At 63.1% G+C, this 18009-nt stretch carries 16 protein-coding genes, 1 other RNA gene and 1 pseudogene; 9 read left to right on the top strand and 9 right to left on the bottom strand.

What is annotated here, in order from left to right; genetic code table 11:
- Window positions 1-225 precede the first annotated feature (225 nt).
- Window positions 226-1143, bottom strand: coding sequence for a DMT family transporter (locus tag ABVK50_RS17200; RefSeq protein WP_353645421.1), 918 nt, complete (start codon window positions 1141-1143; stop codon window positions 226-228).
- A gap of 178 nt (window positions 1144-1321) precedes the next feature.
- On the opposite strand from ABVK50_RS17200, the gene ABVK50_RS17195 reads away from it, so the two are divergent.
- Window positions 1322-2545, top strand: coding sequence for an alanine racemase (locus tag ABVK50_RS17195; RefSeq protein WP_353645422.1), 1224 nt, complete (start codon window positions 1322-1324; stop codon window positions 2543-2545).
- 98 nt (window positions 2546-2643) lie between these two features.
- Here ABVK50_RS17195 and ABVK50_RS17190 read toward each other — a convergent pair whose 3' ends face one another.
- Window positions 2644-3834 (bottom strand): lytic murein transglycosylase, encoded by a 1191-nt coding sequence (locus tag ABVK50_RS17190; RefSeq protein WP_353645910.1) that lies wholly within the window; start codon window positions 3832-3834, stop codon window positions 2644-2646.
- Window positions 3835-3904: 70 nt separating this feature from the next.
- A complete protein-coding gene (locus ABVK50_RS17185; protein ID WP_353645423.1) occupies window positions 3905-4711 on the bottom strand; it encodes a GH25 family lysozyme in 807 nt (268 codons plus the stop codon).
- Window positions 4712-4926: 215 nt separating this feature from the next.
- Between ABVK50_RS17185 and ABVK50_RS17180 the strand changes: the two genes are divergently transcribed.
- The gene (locus tag ABVK50_RS17180; protein WP_353645424.1) at window positions 4927-6315 is read left to right on the top strand and encodes a serine hydrolase; all 1389 of its coding nucleotides are present in this window, start codon (window positions 4927-4929) and stop codon (window positions 6313-6315) included.
- Window positions 6316-6322: 7 nt separating this feature from the next.
- On the opposite strand, the gene ABVK50_RS17175 is transcribed toward ABVK50_RS17180, so the two are convergent.
- Complete coding sequence (locus ABVK50_RS17175; RefSeq protein WP_353645425.1) at window positions 6323-6982, bottom strand: class I SAM-dependent methyltransferase; 660 nt, start codon at window positions 6980-6982, stop codon at window positions 6323-6325.
- The gene (locus ABVK50_RS17170) at window positions 6982-8226 is read right to left on the bottom strand and encodes a DUF3419 family protein (protein ID WP_353645426.1); all 1245 of its coding nucleotides are present in this window, start codon (window positions 8224-8226) and stop codon (window positions 6982-6984) included. The genes ABVK50_RS17175 and ABVK50_RS17170 overlap by 1 nt, the downstream gene beginning before the upstream one ends.
- 193 nt (window positions 8227-8419) lie before the next feature.
- Between ABVK50_RS17170 and ABVK50_RS17165 the strand changes: the two genes are divergently transcribed.
- The 3 genes from ABVK50_RS17165 (at window position 8420) to ABVK50_RS17155 (ending at window position 9691) form a co-directional block, all read left to right on the top strand.
- Window positions 8420-8758: a metalloregulator ArsR/SmtB family transcription factor gene (locus ABVK50_RS17165; protein WP_353645911.1), complete on the top strand. Its 339-nt coding sequence runs from the start codon at window positions 8420-8422 to the stop codon at window positions 8756-8758.
- Window positions 8755-9237 carry an SRPBCC domain-containing protein gene (locus ABVK50_RS17160; RefSeq protein ID WP_353645427.1) on the top strand — a complete coding sequence of 161 codons (483 nt, stop codon included), beginning with the start codon at window positions 8755-8757 and terminating at the stop codon, window positions 9235-9237. The genes ABVK50_RS17165 and ABVK50_RS17160 overlap by 4 nt, the downstream gene beginning before the upstream one ends.
- 64 nt (window positions 9238-9301) lie before the next feature.
- Window positions 9302-9691 carry a cupin domain-containing protein gene (locus ABVK50_RS17155; protein WP_353645428.1) on the top strand — a complete coding sequence of 130 codons (390 nt, stop codon included), beginning with the start codon at window positions 9302-9304 and terminating at the stop codon, window positions 9689-9691.
- A 13-nt stretch (window positions 9692-9704) separates the two neighbouring features.
- Here ABVK50_RS17155 and ABVK50_RS17150 read toward each other — a convergent pair whose 3' ends face one another.
- A complete protein-coding gene (locus ABVK50_RS17150) occupies window positions 9705-13412 on the bottom strand; it encodes a hydantoinase B/oxoprolinase family protein (protein ID WP_353645429.1) in 3708 nt (1235 codons plus the stop codon).
- 188 nt (window positions 13413-13600) lie between these two features.
- Window positions 13601-13855 (bottom strand): hypothetical protein, encoded by a 255-nt coding sequence (locus tag ABVK50_RS17145; protein WP_353645430.1) that lies wholly within the window; start codon window positions 13853-13855, stop codon window positions 13601-13603.
- Between the two features lie 259 nt (window positions 13856-14114).
- On the opposite strand from ABVK50_RS17145, the gene ABVK50_RS17140 reads away from it, so the two are divergent.
- From ABVK50_RS17140 to rnpB, 4 genes and pseudogenes are all read left to right on the top strand, one after another.
- On the top strand, window positions 14115-14834 hold the full coding sequence (locus ABVK50_RS17140; RefSeq protein ID WP_353645431.1) for a DnaJ family molecular chaperone: 720 nt from the start codon (window positions 14115-14117) through the stop codon (window positions 14832-14834).
- Window positions 14831-15595, top strand: coding sequence for an N-acetylmuramoyl-L-alanine amidase (locus tag ABVK50_RS17135; RefSeq protein WP_353645433.1), 765 nt, complete (start codon window positions 14831-14833; stop codon window positions 15593-15595). The genes ABVK50_RS17140 and ABVK50_RS17135 overlap by 4 nt, the downstream gene beginning before the upstream one ends.
- Before the next feature lie 866 nt (window positions 15596-16461).
- Window positions 16462-16827 (top strand): annotated as a pseudogene (locus ABVK50_RS17130) (transglycosylase SLT domain-containing protein); the annotation flags it as partial.
- A gap of 84 nt (window positions 16828-16911) precedes the next feature.
- Window positions 16912-17307, top strand: an RNA gene (gene rnpB / locus ABVK50_RS17125) — RNase P RNA component class A.
- Window positions 17308-17448: 141 nt separating this feature from the next.
- On the opposite strand, the gene ABVK50_RS17120 is transcribed toward rnpB, so the two are convergent.
- Both ABVK50_RS17120 and ABVK50_RS17115 read right to left on the bottom strand, forming a co-directional pair.
- Window positions 17449-17658: a HepT-like ribonuclease domain-containing protein gene (locus tag ABVK50_RS17120; protein WP_353645434.1), complete on the bottom strand. Its 210-nt coding sequence runs from the start codon at window positions 17656-17658 to the stop codon at window positions 17449-17451.
- Complete coding sequence (locus tag ABVK50_RS17115) at window positions 17609-17908, bottom strand: nucleotidyltransferase domain-containing protein (protein WP_353645912.1); 300 nt, start codon at window positions 17906-17908, stop codon at window positions 17609-17611. Before ABVK50_RS17115 ends, ABVK50_RS17120 begins: the two co-directional genes overlap by 50 nt.
- Window positions 17909-18009: the final 101 nt, after the last annotated feature.

Below are 18009 nucleotides of genomic sequence, written 5' to 3'. Positions count from 1 at the left end.
ACGCAGCACAAATCATCAATGCGTTGATTGGCCGTGTAAGTCCCATGCGTAGCCTCCTTGTTAGAGCTGCACGACGAGTCTATGGGACTTTAGGCAACAGGCAAGCGGAAAACGTGCTGCAATGCGGCAGGAATGTGAAAAATCCGACCAACTGCGTCGTGCTAGCCCTTGAAAATACTCGGCTAAAATCAGCTTCACGGCCTGTGAATAAAAGTGCAAATCGCGTTACCGGCGCAGCAGCCTGCCGTCGATCGTGACCAGGCCGAACGCGATCAGCGCCATGCCGGCCAGCTCGAAAAGATCGAGCCGCTCGCCGAGAAAGGCGATGCCGAGCAGGATGGCGCTTGCGGGCACGATCAGCGTGACCAGCGAGGCGTTGGTGGCTCCGGCGGATGCGATGACATTGAAATAGAGGATGTAGGCGAAGGCGGTGGAGACGAGCGCCAGCGCAAGAACCGCGGTCCACACCGGGGCGCTCGCTTCGAACAGGCCCGCTGTGCCGTGCATGGCGAGCACGACGGGCAGCATCATCACCGTCGAAGCGGTCAGCTGGCCGGTCGCCACAACGGCAGGCGGCACGCCCTTGAAACGGCGGGCGACGATCAGTGCGAAGGCGTAGGAGAGCGAAGCGCCGACAAGCGCGAACTTGGCCCAGACCGGACCGCCCAGGCCCGCGATCAGGCCCGGCCCGATCATCACCGCCGTGCCGGCGATGCCGAGCAGGATGCCGGCAACCTTATTCCAGCTCAGCTTCTCGTCGCTGGTCAACATGTTGGCCACAATCAGCGTCCAGAACGGCGTGGTCGCGTTGAGCACCGAGGCAAGGCCGGCGCCTAGCACGGTCTGGCCGGCAAAGATCAACGAAAAGGGGACGACGTTGTTCAAGAGCGCCAGCAGGAAGAAGCTGGCCGCATGGGGCAGAGCGAGCTTGAAGGACGGGCCTCGCGCCAGAAGATAGAGGTGGAGCGCGATGGCGGCGATGGCGACGCGGAACAGCACCAGCGTCAGCGGCGGGATTTCGGCGACTGCGATGCGCGCGAAGAAGAACGATCCGCCCCAGATCGCGCCCAGCAGGAAAAGCTGCGCCCAATCCCGGGCCGTCATGATCTTCTGCGCTGAAACCGGCGCGGGAATCGCAGTCATCGAAGCCTCTGGATTGATTGTCCGCGCCAAGCCTTAGCGGCATTCGGCTGCCACAGCCACCCGATTCCCGCGCGGCGCGGCTTTACTCCTGCCATGGATGGAACGGTGCGAGAGGCACAGAATCGTTCCCTTTGCGGCGAACCTGTCCTAAGTATCGGCGATGGTCGAGGAGCACCCGATGCAGCGATTCGAGAATGCGAAAGAGGCCGCTCTCGCCCTTCGTCCCGACGATCCGATCTATTGCTTTCGCCCCGAGGTGCTGAAAGCCGACTGCCGGCAGTTCATGGACATGTTTCCCGGCAAGACCGCCTATGCCGTGAAGACCAATGGCGAGCACATGGTGCTGGAGACGCTGGTCGAGGCCGGCGTGACGGCATTCGACGTGGCATCGCCCGGCGAATTCGCGGCTGTCCGGGCAGTCTCGGCCGACGCCGAGATGCTCTACATGCATCCGGTGAAGGCGCAGTCGGACATTCGGCTGGCACTGGAGAAATACGGCATCAGGGTGATCGCGATCGACCATGAGGATGAGATCACTAAGCTGACGCGGGTGGTGCGCGCGCTCGACATCGATCCCGGCGCAATCACGGTGTTCGTGCGCATCCAGACCAAGGGCTCGGCGGCATACGAACTGTCGAAGAAATTCGGCGCAGGGCCGGCCTATGCGGTCGAACTCGCCGAGCGGCTGAACCGCAACGGCTACAAGGTCGGGCTGTGCTTCCATGTCGGCAGCCAGATCCAGGACCCCGACACCTACGAGCGGGCGCTCGCCTCCGCCGACTGGGTGCGAAACCGCGTCAGCTTCGACATTGCCGGGCTCGATGTCGGCGGCGGCTTTCCCGCCGATTACGGCAGCGATCCCAACAGCAAGAAGCCGGAAATGCCGTCGATCGGCCAGATCATGTCAAGGCTGCGCGGCGACCTGAAAGAATATCAGTTCGACGAGATGCCGCTTGTCGCCGAGCCCGGCCGCGTCATCGTGGCGCGCGCCTTCTCGCTCATCGTACGCGTCCTGCTGAGGAAAGGTCGCCGCATCTACATCAACGACGGCATCTGGGCGTCGCTGTCGGACTCCTGGACTGGCAAGCTGGCGCTGCCGGCCCGTTTCATTCCCGACCCGGCGATCCGCTCGCGCAATGGCTCGGAGCAGAACATCGTGCCGTTCAGGGTGTGCGGCGCGACCTGCGATTCGGTCGACATACTGTCACGGCCGTTCTGGCTGCCTGAGACGATCGACACTGGCGACTGGATCGAGATCGGCCATATCGGCGCCTATTCGCTATCGCTCAGGACGCGGTTCAACGGCTTTTATCCCGACACCTTCGTCGAAGTCACGACGCCGTTCGAGGCGGGGGACGCACCGCAGGGCCTTGCCAGCATGGAAACCATGGCGGCGGAGTGAGTGGTGAGGGAGTAGGGAGTAGGGAGTAGGGAGTAGGGAGTAGGGAGTAGGGAGTAGGGAGTAGGGAGTAGGGAGTAGGGAGTAGGGAGTAGGGGCTACTACTCCCTACTCCCTTTCAGCCCTGCGAGCAGGGCCGGCGTCGGCCAGCCATCGACTGGCAGACCAAGACGCATCTGCTCCTGCCTTACGGCCTCGCGGGTGTTGGTGCCGAGGATGCCGTCTATTCCGCCGACATCATAGCCTTTCGCCTGGAGCCTGTGCTGCAGTTCCTTCATCTGGTCGCCGTCGAGGCCCGGCTCGGGATTGCGCCTGTCATAGGCCGGCGCGGCGGCAAGCCGGGCGGCGAGGTTTGCGGCGGTCAGCGTGTAGGTGATCGACTGGTTCCATTCGAGATAGACGTCGTAATTGTCGTAGGTGAGGAAAGCCGGGCCCTTGTGCCCCATCGGCAGGACCAGTCCGGCCTTCAGGCCGTTATCGGCCAGCGGCGAGCCGTCGCGACGGGTCACACCCCATTCGGTCCATTGCGACAAAGGCAGCTTGTTCGTGCGGCCGGTCTGTTCCCATGGCATGGCTTCTGGCACGCGGACCTCTTCGATCCACGGCTCTCCGCGTTTCCAGCCGCGCGACAGGATCTTGTTGCCCGTGGTCATGATCACGTCGGGCGCGCTGTTGCGCAGGTCGACACGGCCGTCGCCGTCGCCATCGACCCCACGCGCGAGATAGTCGGAGGGCAGGAGCTGCGTCTGCCCGACTTCGCCGGCCCATGCGCCCTTGACGCCTGCCGGAAGAATGCCGCGGTCGATGAGGGTGAGCAGCGGCACCACCTGCGGGCGGAACAGTTCCGGCCGCCGACAATCATGCGCGAGCGTCAACAGCGCATTGACCGTGTCGAAATCGCCCTGAACCGCGCCGAAATCCGTCTCCAGCGCCCAGAAGGCGGCAATAACCGGGCCCTGCACGCCGAATTCCTGTTCGGCGCGGGCGAAGACATCGGCGTATTTCTTGAGATTGGCTGCGCCGTGCTTCAGCCGGTAGTCGGAGATCATGCGGGAGGAAAACTCGATGAAGCTCTGGGTAAAGACGCCTTGGGCGCGGTCGCGCTCCAGCACCTTCCGGTCGACGCTCGCCCGCTCCAGCGCAGCAAGGCCGGTGTCGCCGACCCCCGCAGCCCTGGCTTCGGTCGCGACAGCCGCGCGCCACGCGTCGAAATCGCCGCCGCACTCCTGGGCCATGGCGGGCGCAGCCGCGAAGGTGGCCAGCAGCGCGAGCGCGGTCGTTCGCGATTTCATCATTCAATGCTCCTGATTCCAGGCAGTCGTCTGCCCAAAAGTCGTGGCGAAAAGCGGGCGAGGTCGGCGCTTAGTGTGTATTCGCCTTCAGCCACTTCTTCCAGGCGGAGGGGCTGCCGTTGAAGACGTTGATGTCGGCATTGCCCTTGATGCCAGGAACGACGCCGGTTCCCGTATATTGCCAAAACACGAAAGGATGTGCGCCATAACGGTCGCTCGGATGGCCGGCGACCGAGCGAAGCCAGTAGGGATAGCCTGTAAAGCTGGCGAGGCCGTTATCTTCGAAGAAGTCGATCGAGGTGTAGATGATCGGTTTCTTGCCGTAGTGTCTTTCGACGATATCCAGGAATGTCTTCATCTCGCTGCGCACCGTAGCAGGGGGCGGGCGGAGCTTGCAGGTCGGCGATTGCGGGTTCCACTCCATGTCGAGCACCGGCGGCAGAGCCGAGCGGTCGCGGGGCACGTTGCGGATGAACCAGGCCGCCTGCTCGGTGGCGGGGCGGCAGAAATAATAGAAATGATAGGCGCTGCGCGGCACGCCGGCAGCCTTTGTTCCGTGCCAATGCTCGGCAAAATAGTTGTCGATGCGGTCGCCGCCTTCGGTCGCCTTGATGAAGGCGAAGGATATGCCGCTTGCCTTGGCGGTCTGCCAGTCGACGGACGACTGGTATTTCGACACGTCGGTGCCGTGCACGGCGTGGTTCCAAGGCGTGCGACCCTGCCAATCATGCGGGTCGCTGTCGTCGAAGCGCGGGTAGCCGACCGAAACCGCGGAGCTGGGGCCGGAGTCCTCGCCGGTAGCGACCGGCGCGAGATCGTCCATGGTCGTGCAGGCGGCAAGCAGCGCCAGCAGGATCAGAGCCGGAAATCGGCGCATCGCGTCTCCTGTTGGACGGGTTTAGCCCGTCCGGATATTTATGCGTGTCCCCCTTGGACGCGCAGCCGGTGCAATCGTCGGGCCGCCCTCTCGTGACCGGCCGGAATATCCCAGTATTGGCCGATCATGGTTGACAATCGGTTGATCCCGCTCGACAGGCCGCGAAATTTCCGTGAGGAATTGCGGCGGAACGATGGCGGCTACGTGGAGGCGGAATGCGAATTGCGCTGAAAATCGCGAAATGGCTGGCGGGATTGGCCGTTGTCGCGCTGATCGGGCTTGCGGCGTGGCTCTATTTCGCGCCCCCGGCGATGATCCGGGTGGCAGCGGGTTATTCAGCGAAGATCGTCTGCTCCAATGTATTTGTGGCCGGGCGCAATGCCGGTGAGGTCCTGCAGGCCGACGTGCAGGCACCGGGGCATCCGATCCTGAAGCTGATCAATGTTGTTGTCGACGGAAGCGCCGGGACGGTCTCGGCGGGGCTGTTCGGCGTGTTCGGCAAGGCATTGGCGGTCGACCGAACCGGCTTCGGCTGTGCGGCGGTTCCGGACGGCGATCTGGCGTCGGCGCAGATGACCGACATCGCGATGCAGACGCTGCCCGAGCTTTCGGATGAGTTATGGCCGGAGGGAAACCGGGTCGAGTCGTCGCAGGATCCCGGGATTGCGGCGATCCTCGACGACCCTGCGATGACCGGGCCGGGTATGCGCGCTGTCGTGGTGGTGCGGGACGGCCGTATCGTCGGCGAGCGCTACGGCCAAGGGTTTTCAGCCGAGACGCCCTTGCTCGGCTGGTCGATCACCAAGAGCGTGACCGCTGCCATCATCGGCACGCTGGTCAGGGAAGGCCGGATGGACGTGAACCGGCGAGGGCTGTTCGAGGGCTGGGTAGACGATGGGCGAGCCGAGATCAGCGTCGCAGACCTGATGGCGATGTCGAGCGGGCTCGAATTCAACGAGGATTACGGCGACGTCACCGACGTGACGCGAATGCTCTATCTGGAACCCGACATGGCAGGCTTTGCGGCCGCAAAGCCGCTGATCCAGCCGGTAGGAACGACCTTCAGCTATTCGAGCGGCACGACGGTGCTGCTGTCGCGGCTGTGGCAGGATGCGGTGGGCGACCCGGAACAGGCGCTGGCATGGCCGCGGGAAGCGCTGTTCGGCCCGCTGGGGATGACCAGCGCCGTCCTTGAAACCGATGCGCGCGGCACTTTCGCCGGCTCGTCCTACATGTATGCGACGGCGCGCGACTGGGCGCGGTTCGGGCAGTTCCTGGCTCAGGACGGCGTCTGGAGCGGGGAAGAACTCCTGCCGCCGGGATTCGCGACATGGATGCGGGAGCCGGCGCCGGCCTCGAAGGGCGAATATGGGCGCGGGCAGCTCTGGCTGCACGGACCGTTGGCTGGAACGCCTCCGGGGCAGGATCCGGACGCGGGTTTCGACCTGCTGGACGACACATTCTGGCTGCTCGGCCATGACGGCCAGTCGATCGCGGTTCTGCCTTCAAAGCGCCTGGTCGTGGTGCGACTCGGGCTAACGCCGTCGAAGCTCGGCTATAAGCCGCAGGCGCTGGTTGAGGCCCTGGCACAGGGGGCTGAGTAGGGCGTTCTCAGCTTGCTCGCGTCACGACGGCACGCACCGCGTAGCCGCGATAAAGCGTTTCGAACGAAAGGCTTGCGCCGGTCCGCTGGCATTCCGATTCCAGAACTTCGCGTAGAGAATCACGGGGCTCGACGTGGAACTTTGCCAGCCAGGTGCGCAGGCCCGAGCGGAACCAGTGCGGAAGGCCGTCCTGTTGGCCGAAATCGACGATGTGCAGCGATCCGCCGGGCGCAAGCGAGGCGAGCGCTGCCGGGATGGTTTTCTCCCAGCCGGGGATCATCGACAGCGCATAGGAGATGAAGATTCGGTCGAAGGCCGGTCGGCCGAAAAGAACGTTTGCGTCGAAATCGGTGGCGTCGCCCTTCGCAAGCGCCGTGCGTCCGGAAAGGCTGTGGCGCGCGATTGCCGCCGAGGCCGTTTCCAGCATTGCGAGCGAAATGTCGATGCCGAAGAAGCGGGCATCGGGATAGCGCCGCGCCGCCTGGACCAGGTTGCGGCCGGTGCCGCAGCCGAGTTCCAGCACGGTTCCGCCCGGCGGAACGCCGAGCCCTTCGATAAGCCGGTCGCGGCCGAGGAGATAGTATTTGCGGGTGAGGTCGTAGACATGGCGCTGATGGCGATAGACGCCGTCCATCAGCGCGGCATGGGCGGTTTCGCCCGCGCTCATCAGGACTTCTTCACATAGAGGTGGAAACCGCCATAGATGGCGGAACGATCACGGGCGGAGAGTTCTCGCGAAGTCTCCGCTTCGTAGCTCCACTGGTCGAGCAATGCCTGGGAGACACGGCCGGGAAGCAGGCTGGGCTCGGCTGCCGTGCGGAAGATGACGCGCGCGCCGGGCGCCGCCGTGCGGGTGATCTCGGTCCAGAGATCGTTGAGCTGCCGGTCGGTCATCCAGTCCTGCGCGTCGAGCAGCACGAAGCGGTCGACCTGGCCCGCGCCCTTGGCAGCCAGCAGTTCAGTGAAATTCGCATGGTGGATTGAGACGCGGTAGAGATTGCGCCGGATCGCGGCGTAGTTCGCCGCGTCGAGATATGCGGGCAGGGCGGCCTCTCCGGGCGCGGGATAGCGGCGGGCGAAGGCCTGCCAGGCGAAATAATTTTCCTTCAGCGGGAAGTCGCAGGCGAGTTTTTCGAGCCGCGCCGAGAGTACGCTGGCCATCGTGCCGTCGCCGGAGGTTATCAGCGAATCATACTGCGCCGGCGGAATGCCGAGGCCGAACAGCGAGGCCTTGCGCGAGGTGGCCCAGCGCAAGAGCGGGCGGCGGAAAATCGGAGCCAGGCGCCTTTCGAAATAGGCGCGCTGATCCTGGAGCGTTTCGGCCGTCATGATCTCCTTAACATCGACACCATAGAGCCGCGCCACGCGATGGCCAACGGCTATGAACAGGCCTAGCAGGCCACGCTGGTAAAAATTGCCTTCGAAGGCAGCGATGCGGCGCTTGCCGCGCCAATTGCACTTTTCCCAATAGTCCCGGCTGGCGCGGTCGAGGTGCGGAGCGATGAAGCGGTCATAGGCCGCGGAATTGTGGCGGTTGCCTGCCTCGCCGAAGAAGCGGAACAAATCGGCCTGGGATGGCAGGTGGCGAATCGCGGCGAGCTTCATGCGGTTCAGCGCGATGTGGGCGGTGTTCAGGTCGACCGCGTCGATCCGCGCCGGCGAGCGTGTCAGATAGGCGAGAACGTTGCAGCCGCCCGATGCGATGGTGACGATGCGGTGGCCCTCGGTGAGCGCCATCGCCTCCATGTCGATTTCGGGATCTTCCCAGATCTGCGGATAGACCAGGCCGGAGAAAAGGAGCGTGAACAGGCGCTCCGACAGGCCCGCCTTGGAGAGCGCGCGGTTCTGGTAGACCGCATCGCGGATCGGCCGCTTGCGGCGCGGTGCAAGTTCGGCGGAAAGGTCGGTCATGCCGCGGTTCCCTCATTGTGAGACCGTGTCCCGGCTAAGCCATGGCGATGACGCGCGGATGACATGTCGATGACGGGAGAATGACGGTTGCGGCTTTGGCGTTGCCAAAGCAGGGAGGCGGCAGCTATCGATGCGGCTTGACAAAACAAGCTTGTTATATAACAAGCATATTATATAAATGGATCTGCCGCAAATGCTCGATCTCGACTCCGCATTCTCGGCTCTCGCCGATCCGACCAGGCGTGCGATTCTCGCGCGCCTGGCGCTTGGCGAAGCCACGGTGATGGAGTTGGCCGAGCCGTTCGAGATGACCCAGCCCGCCGTCTCGCGTCACCTGAAGGTGCTCGAGGAAGCCGGGCTCATCCTACGGCGCGTGGAGGGCACCAAGCGCCCGTGCCGCCTGGCGCCGCAGGCGATCACCGAAATCGACCGGTGGCTCGAATGGTTGAGGGAAGCGATGGCGCGCAATTACGACCGGCTGGACGGTGTTCTGGCCGAAATGGAAAACGAGGAAGGAAGGGACAGATCATGAGCAAGCTGACGCTGAAGACCGAAGGCGATACGCATGTCGTCGTCACCCGTCGTTTCGCTGCGCCGCCCAAGGCGGTGTTCCGCGCCCACACGGAGCCGGCGCTCCTTCAGAAATGGATGCTCGGCCCCGAAGGCGGCACCATGCCGGTCTGCATCAGCGAGCCCAAGTCCGGCGGAAAGATCCGCTTCGAGTGGAGGTGGCAGGACCATGCGGTTCATCTGACCGGCGAATACATCGAGGTCGAACCCTACAGCCGCATCGTTCATGTCGAACGGATGTTCATTCCCGACCAGACGCCCGACAACCATGTCGAAACGCGTTTCGAGCCGGACGGCTCCGGCACGCTGATGACCATGCGCATGACCTTGCCGGACAAGGAGACGCGGGAGGCGATGCTCGCGACCGGCATGGACCAGGGCATGGAGGCGAGCTATGCGCGTTTGGACGAGATGGCAGAAAAGGGGGAACTGGCGGCTTAAGGCCCCACGGGGCTTGCCCACATCTCTCGCGCCGAGCATCCTCGTGGTTCAATCAGGAGGTTTCATGACCCGGCGCGACTTCGATCCTGCGACCGTCACCCCGGACGGTCGTCCACCTGCCAAGGCCAGGCTTTTCGACGGCACCCGCGACGGTCCTTATCGCGGCTCGATCAACGGCGAGGCCTTGGCAACGCAGATAACGGTGCTCACCTATGGCAACGACGAGCCGGGGACTGGCCCCGTGTTGCATGTCCATCCTTATGACGAGGTTTTCGTTATCCAGCAGGGCCGCGCGCGGTTCTTCGTCGGCGACCAGACGATCGATGCAGAGGCCGGAGAGACGGTGCTAGGACCTGCCGGGCTGCCGCACCGATTCGTCAATCTGGGACCCGGACGCCTCCAGACGCTCGACATTCACCTGTCGCCACGCTGGATCCAGACCAACCTCGAATAGGAAGCGCGGCGGTTCAGCCACGCCCGAATCCTCCCGGCGTCGGCGTGGTGACGATCACCGCTTCGCCGGATTCCAGAACCGTCTGGTCGCAGGCTTTCAGGGTTTGGACGGAACCGTCATTACGGCGGATTTCGGTCTTGCCGACCTGGCCGTCGCCGCCGCCTTCGAGCCCGCGCGGCGGGTGGGAACGATGCGAGGACAGGATCGCGCATTCCATTCGTTCGAGGAAGCGGATGGTGCGGCGCGTGCCGTCGCCGGCGTTCCATTTGCCCTTGCCGCCGGAATTTTCGCGGATGTGAAAGTCTTCCAGCAGCACGGGAAAGCGTAGTTCGAGGATTTCGGGGTCGGTCAGCCGCGAATTGGTCATGTGGGTATGGACGCCCGATGTGCCGTGAAAGCCGCGGCCATCGTTCATCCGGCCTGCCGGCGAACCTGAGCAGATCGTCTCATAGTATTGATATTGCTTGTTGCCATAGGTCAGGTTGTTCATCGTGCCCTGCGCATTGGCGAGCGCGCCCATGGCGCCGAAGATCGCATTGGTGACGTGCTGCGAGGTCTCGACATTGCCGGCGACGACGGCCGCAGGATAACTCGGCCGCAGCATGCAGCCTTCGGGAATGATGATGTTGATCGGCCGTAGACAGCCGGCGTTCATCGGGATCATGTCCTCGACCATGACGCGGAAGGCATAGAGCACGGCGGCGCGGGCGACCGGTTCGGGGGCGTTGAAATTGTTCGTCATCACCGGCGAGGTGCCGGTAAAATCGACCGTCGCCTCGCGCCTTTCGCGATCGACGGTGATCCTGACCTTAATGATCTGGCCGGTGTCGGTCGGGTATTCGTATTCGGAGACGTCCGGCAGGCGCTCCAGCACACGGCGCACGCTCTCGGCGGCATTGTCCTGGACATGGCCCATATAGGCTTCGACCACATCCAGCCCGAAATGCGTCACCATCTTGCAGAGCTCGGCGACGCCCTTCTCGTTGGCGGCGATCTGCGCCTTGAGGTCGGCGATGTTCTGATGAGGGTTTCTTGCGGGGTATGGGTGATCGGTCAGGAGGGTGTGCAGCGCCTCCTCGCGGAAGCGGCCGCGCTCGACGAGGCGGAAATTGTCTATCAGAACGCCTTCCTCGTCGACCGTCGTGGCGAGCGGCGTCATCGAGCCGGGCGCGGTGCCGCCGACATCGGCATGATGGCCGCGCGAGGCGGCGTAGAACAGAATTTCGTTGCCACTGTCGTCGAACACCGGGGTGACGACCGTGATGTCGGGAAGGTGCGTGCCGCCATTGTACGGCGCGTTCAGCGCGAACACATCGCCCGGGTGGATGTCGCCCTCGTTAAGCCGGATGATGGTCTCGACGGAGCGATCCATTGAGCCGAGGTGCACCGGCATGTGCGGGGCATTGGCGACCAGCGCGCCGTTGCGGTCGAAGACGGCGCAGGAGAAGTCAAGCCGTTCCTTGATGTTGACCGAATAGGCGGTGTTCTGCAGCGTCACGCCCATCTGCTCGGCGATCGACATGAAGAGGTTGTTGAAGACCTCCAGCATGACAGGGTCGGCCTCGGTGCCAAGGGCCGCCTGCCGGCGCTTCTTCTCGACACGCCGCATCAGCACGTGATCCTTTTGGGTGATCTCCGCCTGCCAGCCCTGCTCGACAACGATGGTCTGATGGCTCTCGATGATCAACGCCGGTCCGGAAACCTTGTGGCCGGGCCTCATCGTCTCGCGGCGGAAAATGCCGGCGTCCCGCCACGCCCCGTCGCTGAACAATTTTCGTGTTTCGCCGGGCTGGGCCGCATCTGAGGCCAGCGGGAGGTCGGTTTCGCCGCGTCCGCGCATGCGCCCGTCCGCGCCTTCGACGTCGACGGTTTCGACGATCATCGGCTTGTTTTCATAGACGAAGCCGAACTGCGCCTTGTGCGCCGTCTCAAAGTCGATGCGCGCCTGGTCGAGGGAGCGCGCCGCGAAGCCGACGGGCAGGGCGGTGTCGGTGCCGTCGTAGCGGATATGCAGGACGGGACGCAGCGCCGCCGCTTCGGCAGGCACGCCCTGACCGGCCAACTCGCCGCGCACGCCGTCGCTCAGGGCATTTATGAGTTCGTCGATTGCCGGAAGGGATTCGTCGGCGAGCGGCTTCAGCAGCGCCTGCTGGCGCGAGGCGAACACGCCCGAAAGCCCAATGCCATAGGCCGACAGCAGGCCGGAGAAGGGGTGGATGAGCACGGATTCCATGCCAAGCGCGTCGGCCACCAGGCAGGCATGCTGGCCGCCGGCGCCGCCGAAGCAGTTGAGCAGATATTCGGTGACGTCATAGCCGCGCTGGACGGAGATCTTCTTGATGGCGTTGGCCATGTTCTCGACCGCGATGGTGATAAAGCCTTCGGCGACAGATTCGGGACTGCGGCCGTCGCCGATCTCTGCGGCGAGGTCTTCGAACTTCTGCTTCACGACAGCCGTGTCGAGCGGCTGGTCCTGCGCCGGGCCGAAGATCGCCGGGAAGAAATCGGGCTGGAGTTTTCCCAGCATGACATTGGCGTCGGTGACAGCGAGCGGGCCGCCTCGGCGGTAGCAGGCTGGGCCAGGATTGGCGCCGGCCGAATCCGGGCCGGCGCGGAAGCGGCCCGCCTCGAAATGCAGGATCGAGCCGCCGCCTGCCGCGACCGTGTGGATGCGCATCATCGGGGCGCGGATGCGCACACCGGCGACTTCGGTGTCGAACGCGCGCTCATATTCGCCGTCGTAATGGGCCACGTCGGTCGAGGTGCCGCCCATGTCGAAGCCGATGACTTTTTCGAAGCCGGCGAGCTTTGCGGTCTCCACCATGCCGACGACGCCGCCCGCCGGCCCGGACAGAATAGCGTCCTTGCCCTGGAACATGTCGGCTGCGGTGAGGCCGCCGGACGACATCATGAACATCAATCTTGTTTTTTCGCTCACGGCCGTATCGCGCTCCGCGCTGGCCTCCGCGAGGGCGGCCGACGACGGCCGGTGCGCGGTCGCGCTTGCGGGCTCTGCCCGCTCAGTCTCAATCCCCAACTCTCCCGCGACGCGGCTGACATAGCGCGACAGGATCGGCGACAGATAGGCGTCGACGACCGTGGTGTCGCCACGGCCGACGAGCTTGACCAGCGGCGAGACTTCGTGGCTGACCGAGACCTGGCCGAAGCCGAGCTTGCGGCAGAGCCTGGCTACGGCGCGCTCGTGCTCGGGAAACTTCCAGGCGTGCATGAAAACGATGGCGACGGCGTCGACGCCATCGTTTTTCGCCTGTTCGATCGAGGGCTTGATTGCAGCGATATCCAACAATTTGTGCACAAGGCCATCGGCGCCTACGCGCTCGTCGACTTCGATAACTTTTTCATACAGTTGTTCAGGAAGAATGATCTCCTTGGCGAAAATGTCGGGGCGGGCCTGGTAGGCGATCCTGAGCGCATCGCGAAACCCCTTGCTGATGAGCAGGAGAACCCGATCGCCCTTGCGCTCCAGCAGGGCGTTTGTGGCGACCGTCGTGCCCATCTTGACGTCGCCGATCAGATGTGACGGCATCGCCTCGCCGGACTTCACGCCGAGCAGGTCGCGAATGCCCTGGATCGCCGCATCGCTGTAGGCTTCCGGGTTTTCCGACAGCAGCTTGCGGGGATGCAATCCGCCCTCGGGACTACGGCCGATAATGTCGGTGAAGGTGCCGCCGCGGTCGATCCAGAAGTCCCACTTTGTCATAGTAATCTCTCCCGGCCAGCGGCAAATCAGGCGTCGGCATATACTGGCTCGCAGCTCAGGCCGCAACGATGCCACATGTCGTTGCTATCCTATGCTGCGCGTCGCTTTCTGACGGATTGTTACTCGATGACAGCAGACGTGACGAAACCCGACGGCGCCAAATGTATTAATAGCGCGACCGGGGGTAATCACGAGGAGACTGTAATGAAGAAATTGCTTTTGGCTTCCGCTTCCGCGATCGCTCTTTTCGCCATCGCGGCATGCAGCGATACGGCCGACAATACAACGACCCAGAGCACCACGCCGCCTGCCGACGCCACGCAGCCGGCGACGCCTCCTGCTGAGGCAATGCCGCCCGCCGACACCACAGAGCCGGCGCCTGCCCAGTAAGGGCGACCCTTCTCGAAAAGGCCGGGTTCGCCCGGCCTTTTTGCTGCGCCCAACCCGGCAGGCGCCACGCGGGTCGCGGGGCGCGCCGCCGAAGATGACGACGCCGAGCACGCCAAGCGCCACCCCCGCGGTATCGCGCGATATGGCCGGTTTGCAAGAGAGTTCAACGGATGCTCATGGCCGCCGGACAAGGGCGGGACACGCGTACGTCGCGCAAAATCACTTGGTACAGGCAAATCAGTCGCGTTCGCAGCTCCCAGCCGCGGCGTATTGCGTCTCGCCAATCCGTCAAATCATGGTTTAAGAAGCGGCATGTCGATTTGGGACCGCATTGGTGAATTCGTCACGCGCGTAACCTCCACCGCCGCGACGGGCGTTGCTGATGTGGTGGAAGCGGTGCGCACCATTTTCGAAGGCGACGCCGAACTGCAACGCCGCGTCTCCTTCTCGATCGCCATGATTGCGCTGTCGGCGAAAATGGCAAAAGCGGACGGCATCGTTACGCAGGACGAAATCCGCGCTTTCCAGCAGATCTTTTCGGTCCCGCAGAAGGAGACGCGCAATGTCGCGCGGCTCTATGATTTGGCGCAGGCGGACGTCGCCGGCTTCGAGGCCTATGCCGAACGCATGGCCCGGCTGTGCGGATCGGGCCGGCCGAACTGCGCCATGCTGGAGGACGTGATCGACGGCCTGTTTCACATAGCGAAGGCCGACGGCCTGCTGCACGAGCGCGAGGGGCTGTACCTTCACCGCGTGGCCCAGATATTCCAAATCAGCGACGAGCACTACCAGAGCATCCTGGCCAGGCATCTGGAACTCGGCGAGGCCGATCCCTACACGGTGCTCGGAATAGAGCGCGGCAAGCCGTTCGAGGAAGTGCGCAAGCACTATCGCAAGCTTGTGGCCCACAACCATCCAGACAAGCTGATCGCGCGCGGGCTCCCGGAAGAATTCATCGCCATCGCCACCACGCGTATCGCCGCAATCAACGCCGCCTACGAGATGATCGAACGGGGCTTTCGGCATCTATGAGTGGATTTGCGCCCGATCATTCCGGCGCAGAGGTGCGGGTTTCGCCTAATTTCGGACCACGCCCGGACGGGGTGCGACCGGATATGATCGTGCTCCACTATACCGGTATGGAGACGGGAGCGGCGGCAGAGGCCAGGCTGTGCGATCCGGCAAGCGAAGTATCGTCGCACTACCTCGTGCATGAGGATGGCCGCATCGTGCAGATGGTGCGCGAAAGCGATCGCGCCTGGCATGCGGGAAAGAGCTCCTGGCGCGGGGTGACCGACATAAATTCGCAGTCTGTCGGGATCGAGATCGTCAATCCAGGCCACGAGTTCGGCTATCCGGAATTCCCGAAGGTCCAGATGCTTGCGGTGATCGAGCTTTGCCGTGGCATTGCCGATCGGCACGGCGTGCGGCCTGAGATGATACTAGGCCATTCGGATGTGGCGCCTGGTCGCAAGATCGACCCTGGCGAAAAATTTCCATGGCGGCTTCTGGCGCGCCACGGGATCGGCCATTTTGTTGAGCCAGCCCGGTTTCGTGGCGGCGCCATATCGAGTTGGGGCGACAGCGGAGAGCCTGTCGAAGAACTGCAATCGATGCTCGCGCTGTATGGCTACGGCGTGGAAATCACGGGGCTTTTCGATCGCCAGACCGAAATCGCGGTGGCGGCGTTCCAGCGCCATTTTCGGCCGAAGCAGGTCGACGGCGTTGCTGACCGCGCGACGATCGCGACCTTGCGCCGCCTGCTCGCGCCCCTGCCGCCCAGTCTTGTCTGAAAGGCTGCCAATACGGACAAGGCCACATTCTGTAACATAATGTTACTTCCAGTGCCTTTTTAGCTACCCATTCGATCGTCAAAGGCACTTCTGTGCAGATGACGAAGCTGTTCTGAAAAACAGCGTCATTGAGGTTTGGGCTGCCGTGCGAAGACCTTTCGTGCGGCTCTACATAGAACTAGGATAATATGAAGAAACTGACCGTTTTAGCGGCAGCATTTGCTGCCGGCCTGACGAGTTTTGCCGCAAATTCAGCGCCGCATCCGAGCCACAGCCTGAGAGGTGAGGGGTCCGAAAGCGCTCCGGTAGCGAAGGCGCAAGACAAAAGCGGGGCCAAGGACACCAAGCAGCAGGAAAAGACCACCACCAGGACCGGGACGGGGCAGCCGAAGAAGGGGAGTGCCGGGGCCGAGATCGTGAAGACGCCGCTGTTCATCATCAGGGATGCGGCGGGCGAGAACAATCAGACGGCGGAAAAAAGGCAGCCGAAGAGCAAGCGCGTCGCCGGAAAAAGGGCGCAGAAGAAGCAGGTTGCGGAGAAGGCCGAGCCCAAGAAAAAGCGGGCAGCCAAAACGGACGAGCCGAAGCGGGAGCGGGTCGCTAACAAGAACGCGTCAAAAGCAACGCAGACATCCCAAAAGAGAACGCGGAAAACCAAGCAGGTCGCTGAAAAGAGCGCGCCGAAGGCTGAGAAGGCTGCGGAAAAGAGCGCACCCAAGGCCGAGGAGATTGCGGAAAAGAGCGCGTCGAAGCCTCGAGACGGTGGCGACAGGCAGGTGGCTGTGAAGGAGTCGGTGGAACTGGACCTGATCGAGACTGCGGCGATCGGCGGCAAGGGGGCGAAGACCATGAAGGGCGCCGGCGGCGAATATGGCGCAATCATCGCGCAATATGCCGCTTCTTACGGCGTGCCTGTGTCGTTGGCTCACGCCGTCATTCAGGTCGAAAGCAATTATCAGCCGGACGCTCGCGGCAGCGCCGGCGAGGTCGGCCTGATGCAGATCAAGCCTGCGACCGCCCGCATGATGGGCTACAGCGGCAGCACGCAGGGCCTGTTTCATCCCGAAACCAACATCAAGTTCGGGATGAAGTATCTCGCCAAGGCACATAAGCTCGGTGGTGGGACCACCTGCGGCACGATCCTGAAATACAATGCCGGCCATGCCGCCAAGCGCATGAATCCGGTGTCGTCGGCCTATTGCACCAAAGTCAAACGCTTCCTCGGCGTGTGACTGCGAGTTGCCGGACAGGAAACCCGTTCTCCGGGACGGGCTTTTTGTTTGCATTTTGACGCGCGAATGCCTTTATACGCACTGCCAGCCGGCCGGGCGGCCGCACCAGCAAATGCCGAAAGGCTGCGGGTGAGGAAAGTCCGGGCTCCATGGATACACGGTGCCGGATAACGACCGGCGGGGGCGACCCCAGGGAAAGTGCCACAGAAAGCAAACCGCCACGTTCAACGTGGCAAGGGTGAAAGGGTGGGGTAAGAGCCCACCGCGCGACTGGCAACAGGAGCGGCACGGTAAACCCCACCGGGAGCAAGACCGAATAGGGATGGTACGAGGGAAACCTCAGGGCTGTTTCCGGCCCCGCCATCCGGGTAGGTTGCGTGAGGCGCATGGCGACATGCGCCCAAGACGAATGGCCGCCACGTTTTCGCGCCGCAAGGCGCGAAGGCCATACAGAACCCGGCTTACAGGCCGGCTGGCAGTTTTTCCGGTCAACGTTCGAGATCGGCAATCATCATAGCAACGATCGGGCGCAATTCCGGGAGCTTTTCGGTGGCAATCAGCCAAAGCTGCTCAAGATCGATATGATGGCATTCATGGCAAATTGCCCAGGCGGATGCGATCTCAGTCCGGTGTGGGATAGCGATCGAGCAAATCGTCCGGCAGCGCCTTCACGGCTTCTGAAATAATATGCAAAGCACGCTCGACGGTGCGCTTCAGTGAATAGCTTGCCGCATAGCTGTCGAAATCGACGTCAGCCAGCGTTAGGGTCACACCCTGGATCTCATCGCGAATGTGATAAAGGCGCACGAGCGGATTTTTCGCCGCAGCCATTACAGGATACGAATCGCTTCGCGCTCGACATCAGCTCGAATGTACTGGAGAGTCCTTCCTGGGTGCCATACTGAATATCCGCATCCGGCAGAGCTTCTTTCAGCAAATCGTAGGCGGCCATGAACTCTTCGAACCCAAACTTTTTTCCGGGCGCCTTGTCGATGAACACATCAACGTCGGAGTCGACGCGCGCTTCGTCTCTGGCATAGGAGCCGAAAAGATAAAGCGCCTCGACACATAGCGGCTTCAGCTGGGCTCAACCGAACGAAGGCGACGTATTATCTCTGTGCGGTTCATAGCGATATTCTAACGCGTTTCACCGAATGCGTCATGTGGCGGGCGCCAAATCGG

The organism is Mesorhizobium sp. WSM2240, from assembly GCF_040438645.1.
Lineage (GTDB): Bacteria > Pseudomonadota > Alphaproteobacteria > Rhizobiales > Rhizobiaceae > Allomesorhizobium.
This window is presented reverse-complemented; position numbering and strand designations above follow the sequence as displayed.

What these genes read in the sequence shown, in the direction of transcription:
- ABVK50_RS17200 (WP_353645421.1), bottom strand. Translation starts at nt 1,143, where the DNA reads ATGACTGCGATTCCCGCGCCGGTTTCAGCGCAGAAGATCATGACGGCC.
- ABVK50_RS17195 (WP_353645422.1), top strand. Translation starts at nt 1,322, where the DNA reads ATGCAGCGATTCGAGAATGCGAAAGAGGCCGCTCTCGCCCTTCGTCCC.
- ABVK50_RS17190 (WP_353645910.1), bottom strand. Translation starts at nt 3,834, where the DNA reads ATGAAATCGCGAACGACCGCGCTCGCGCTGCTGGCCACCTTCGCGGCT.
- ABVK50_RS17185 (WP_353645423.1), bottom strand. Translation starts at nt 4,711, where the DNA reads ATGCGCCGATTTCCGGCTCTGATCCTGCTGGCGCTGCTTGCCGCCTGC.
- ABVK50_RS17180 (WP_353645424.1), top strand. Translation starts at nt 4,927, where the DNA reads ATGCGAATTGCGCTGAAAATCGCGAAATGGCTGGCGGGATTGGCCGTT.
- ABVK50_RS17175 (WP_353645425.1), bottom strand. Translation starts at nt 6,982, where the DNA reads ATGAGCGCGGGCGAAACCGCCCATGCCGCGCTGATGGACGGCGTCTAT.
- ABVK50_RS17170 (WP_353645426.1), bottom strand. Translation starts at nt 8,226, where the DNA reads ATGACCGACCTTTCCGCCGAACTTGCACCGCGCCGCAAGCGGCCGATC.
- ABVK50_RS17165 (WP_353645911.1), top strand. Translation starts at nt 8,420, where the DNA reads ATGCTCGATCTCGACTCCGCATTCTCGGCTCTCGCCGATCCGACCAGG.
- ABVK50_RS17160 (WP_353645427.1), top strand. Translation starts at nt 8,755, where the DNA reads ATGAGCAAGCTGACGCTGAAGACCGAAGGCGATACGCATGTCGTCGTC.
- ABVK50_RS17155 (WP_353645428.1), top strand. Translation starts at nt 9,302, where the DNA reads ATGACCCGGCGCGACTTCGATCCTGCGACCGTCACCCCGGACGGTCGT.
- ABVK50_RS17150 (WP_353645429.1), bottom strand. Translation starts at nt 13,412, where the DNA reads ATGACAAAGTGGGACTTCTGGATCGACCGCGGCGGCACCTTCACCGAC.
- ABVK50_RS17140 (WP_353645431.1), top strand. Translation starts at nt 14,115, where the DNA reads ATGTCGATTTGGGACCGCATTGGTGAATTCGTCACGCGCGTAACCTCC.
- ABVK50_RS17135 (WP_353645433.1), top strand. Translation starts at nt 14,831, where the DNA reads ATGAGTGGATTTGCGCCCGATCATTCCGGCGCAGAGGTGCGGGTTTCG.
- ABVK50_RS17120 (WP_353645434.1), bottom strand. Translation starts at nt 17,658, where the DNA reads ATGGCTGCGGCGAAAAATCCGCTCGTGCGCCTTTATCACATTCGCGAT.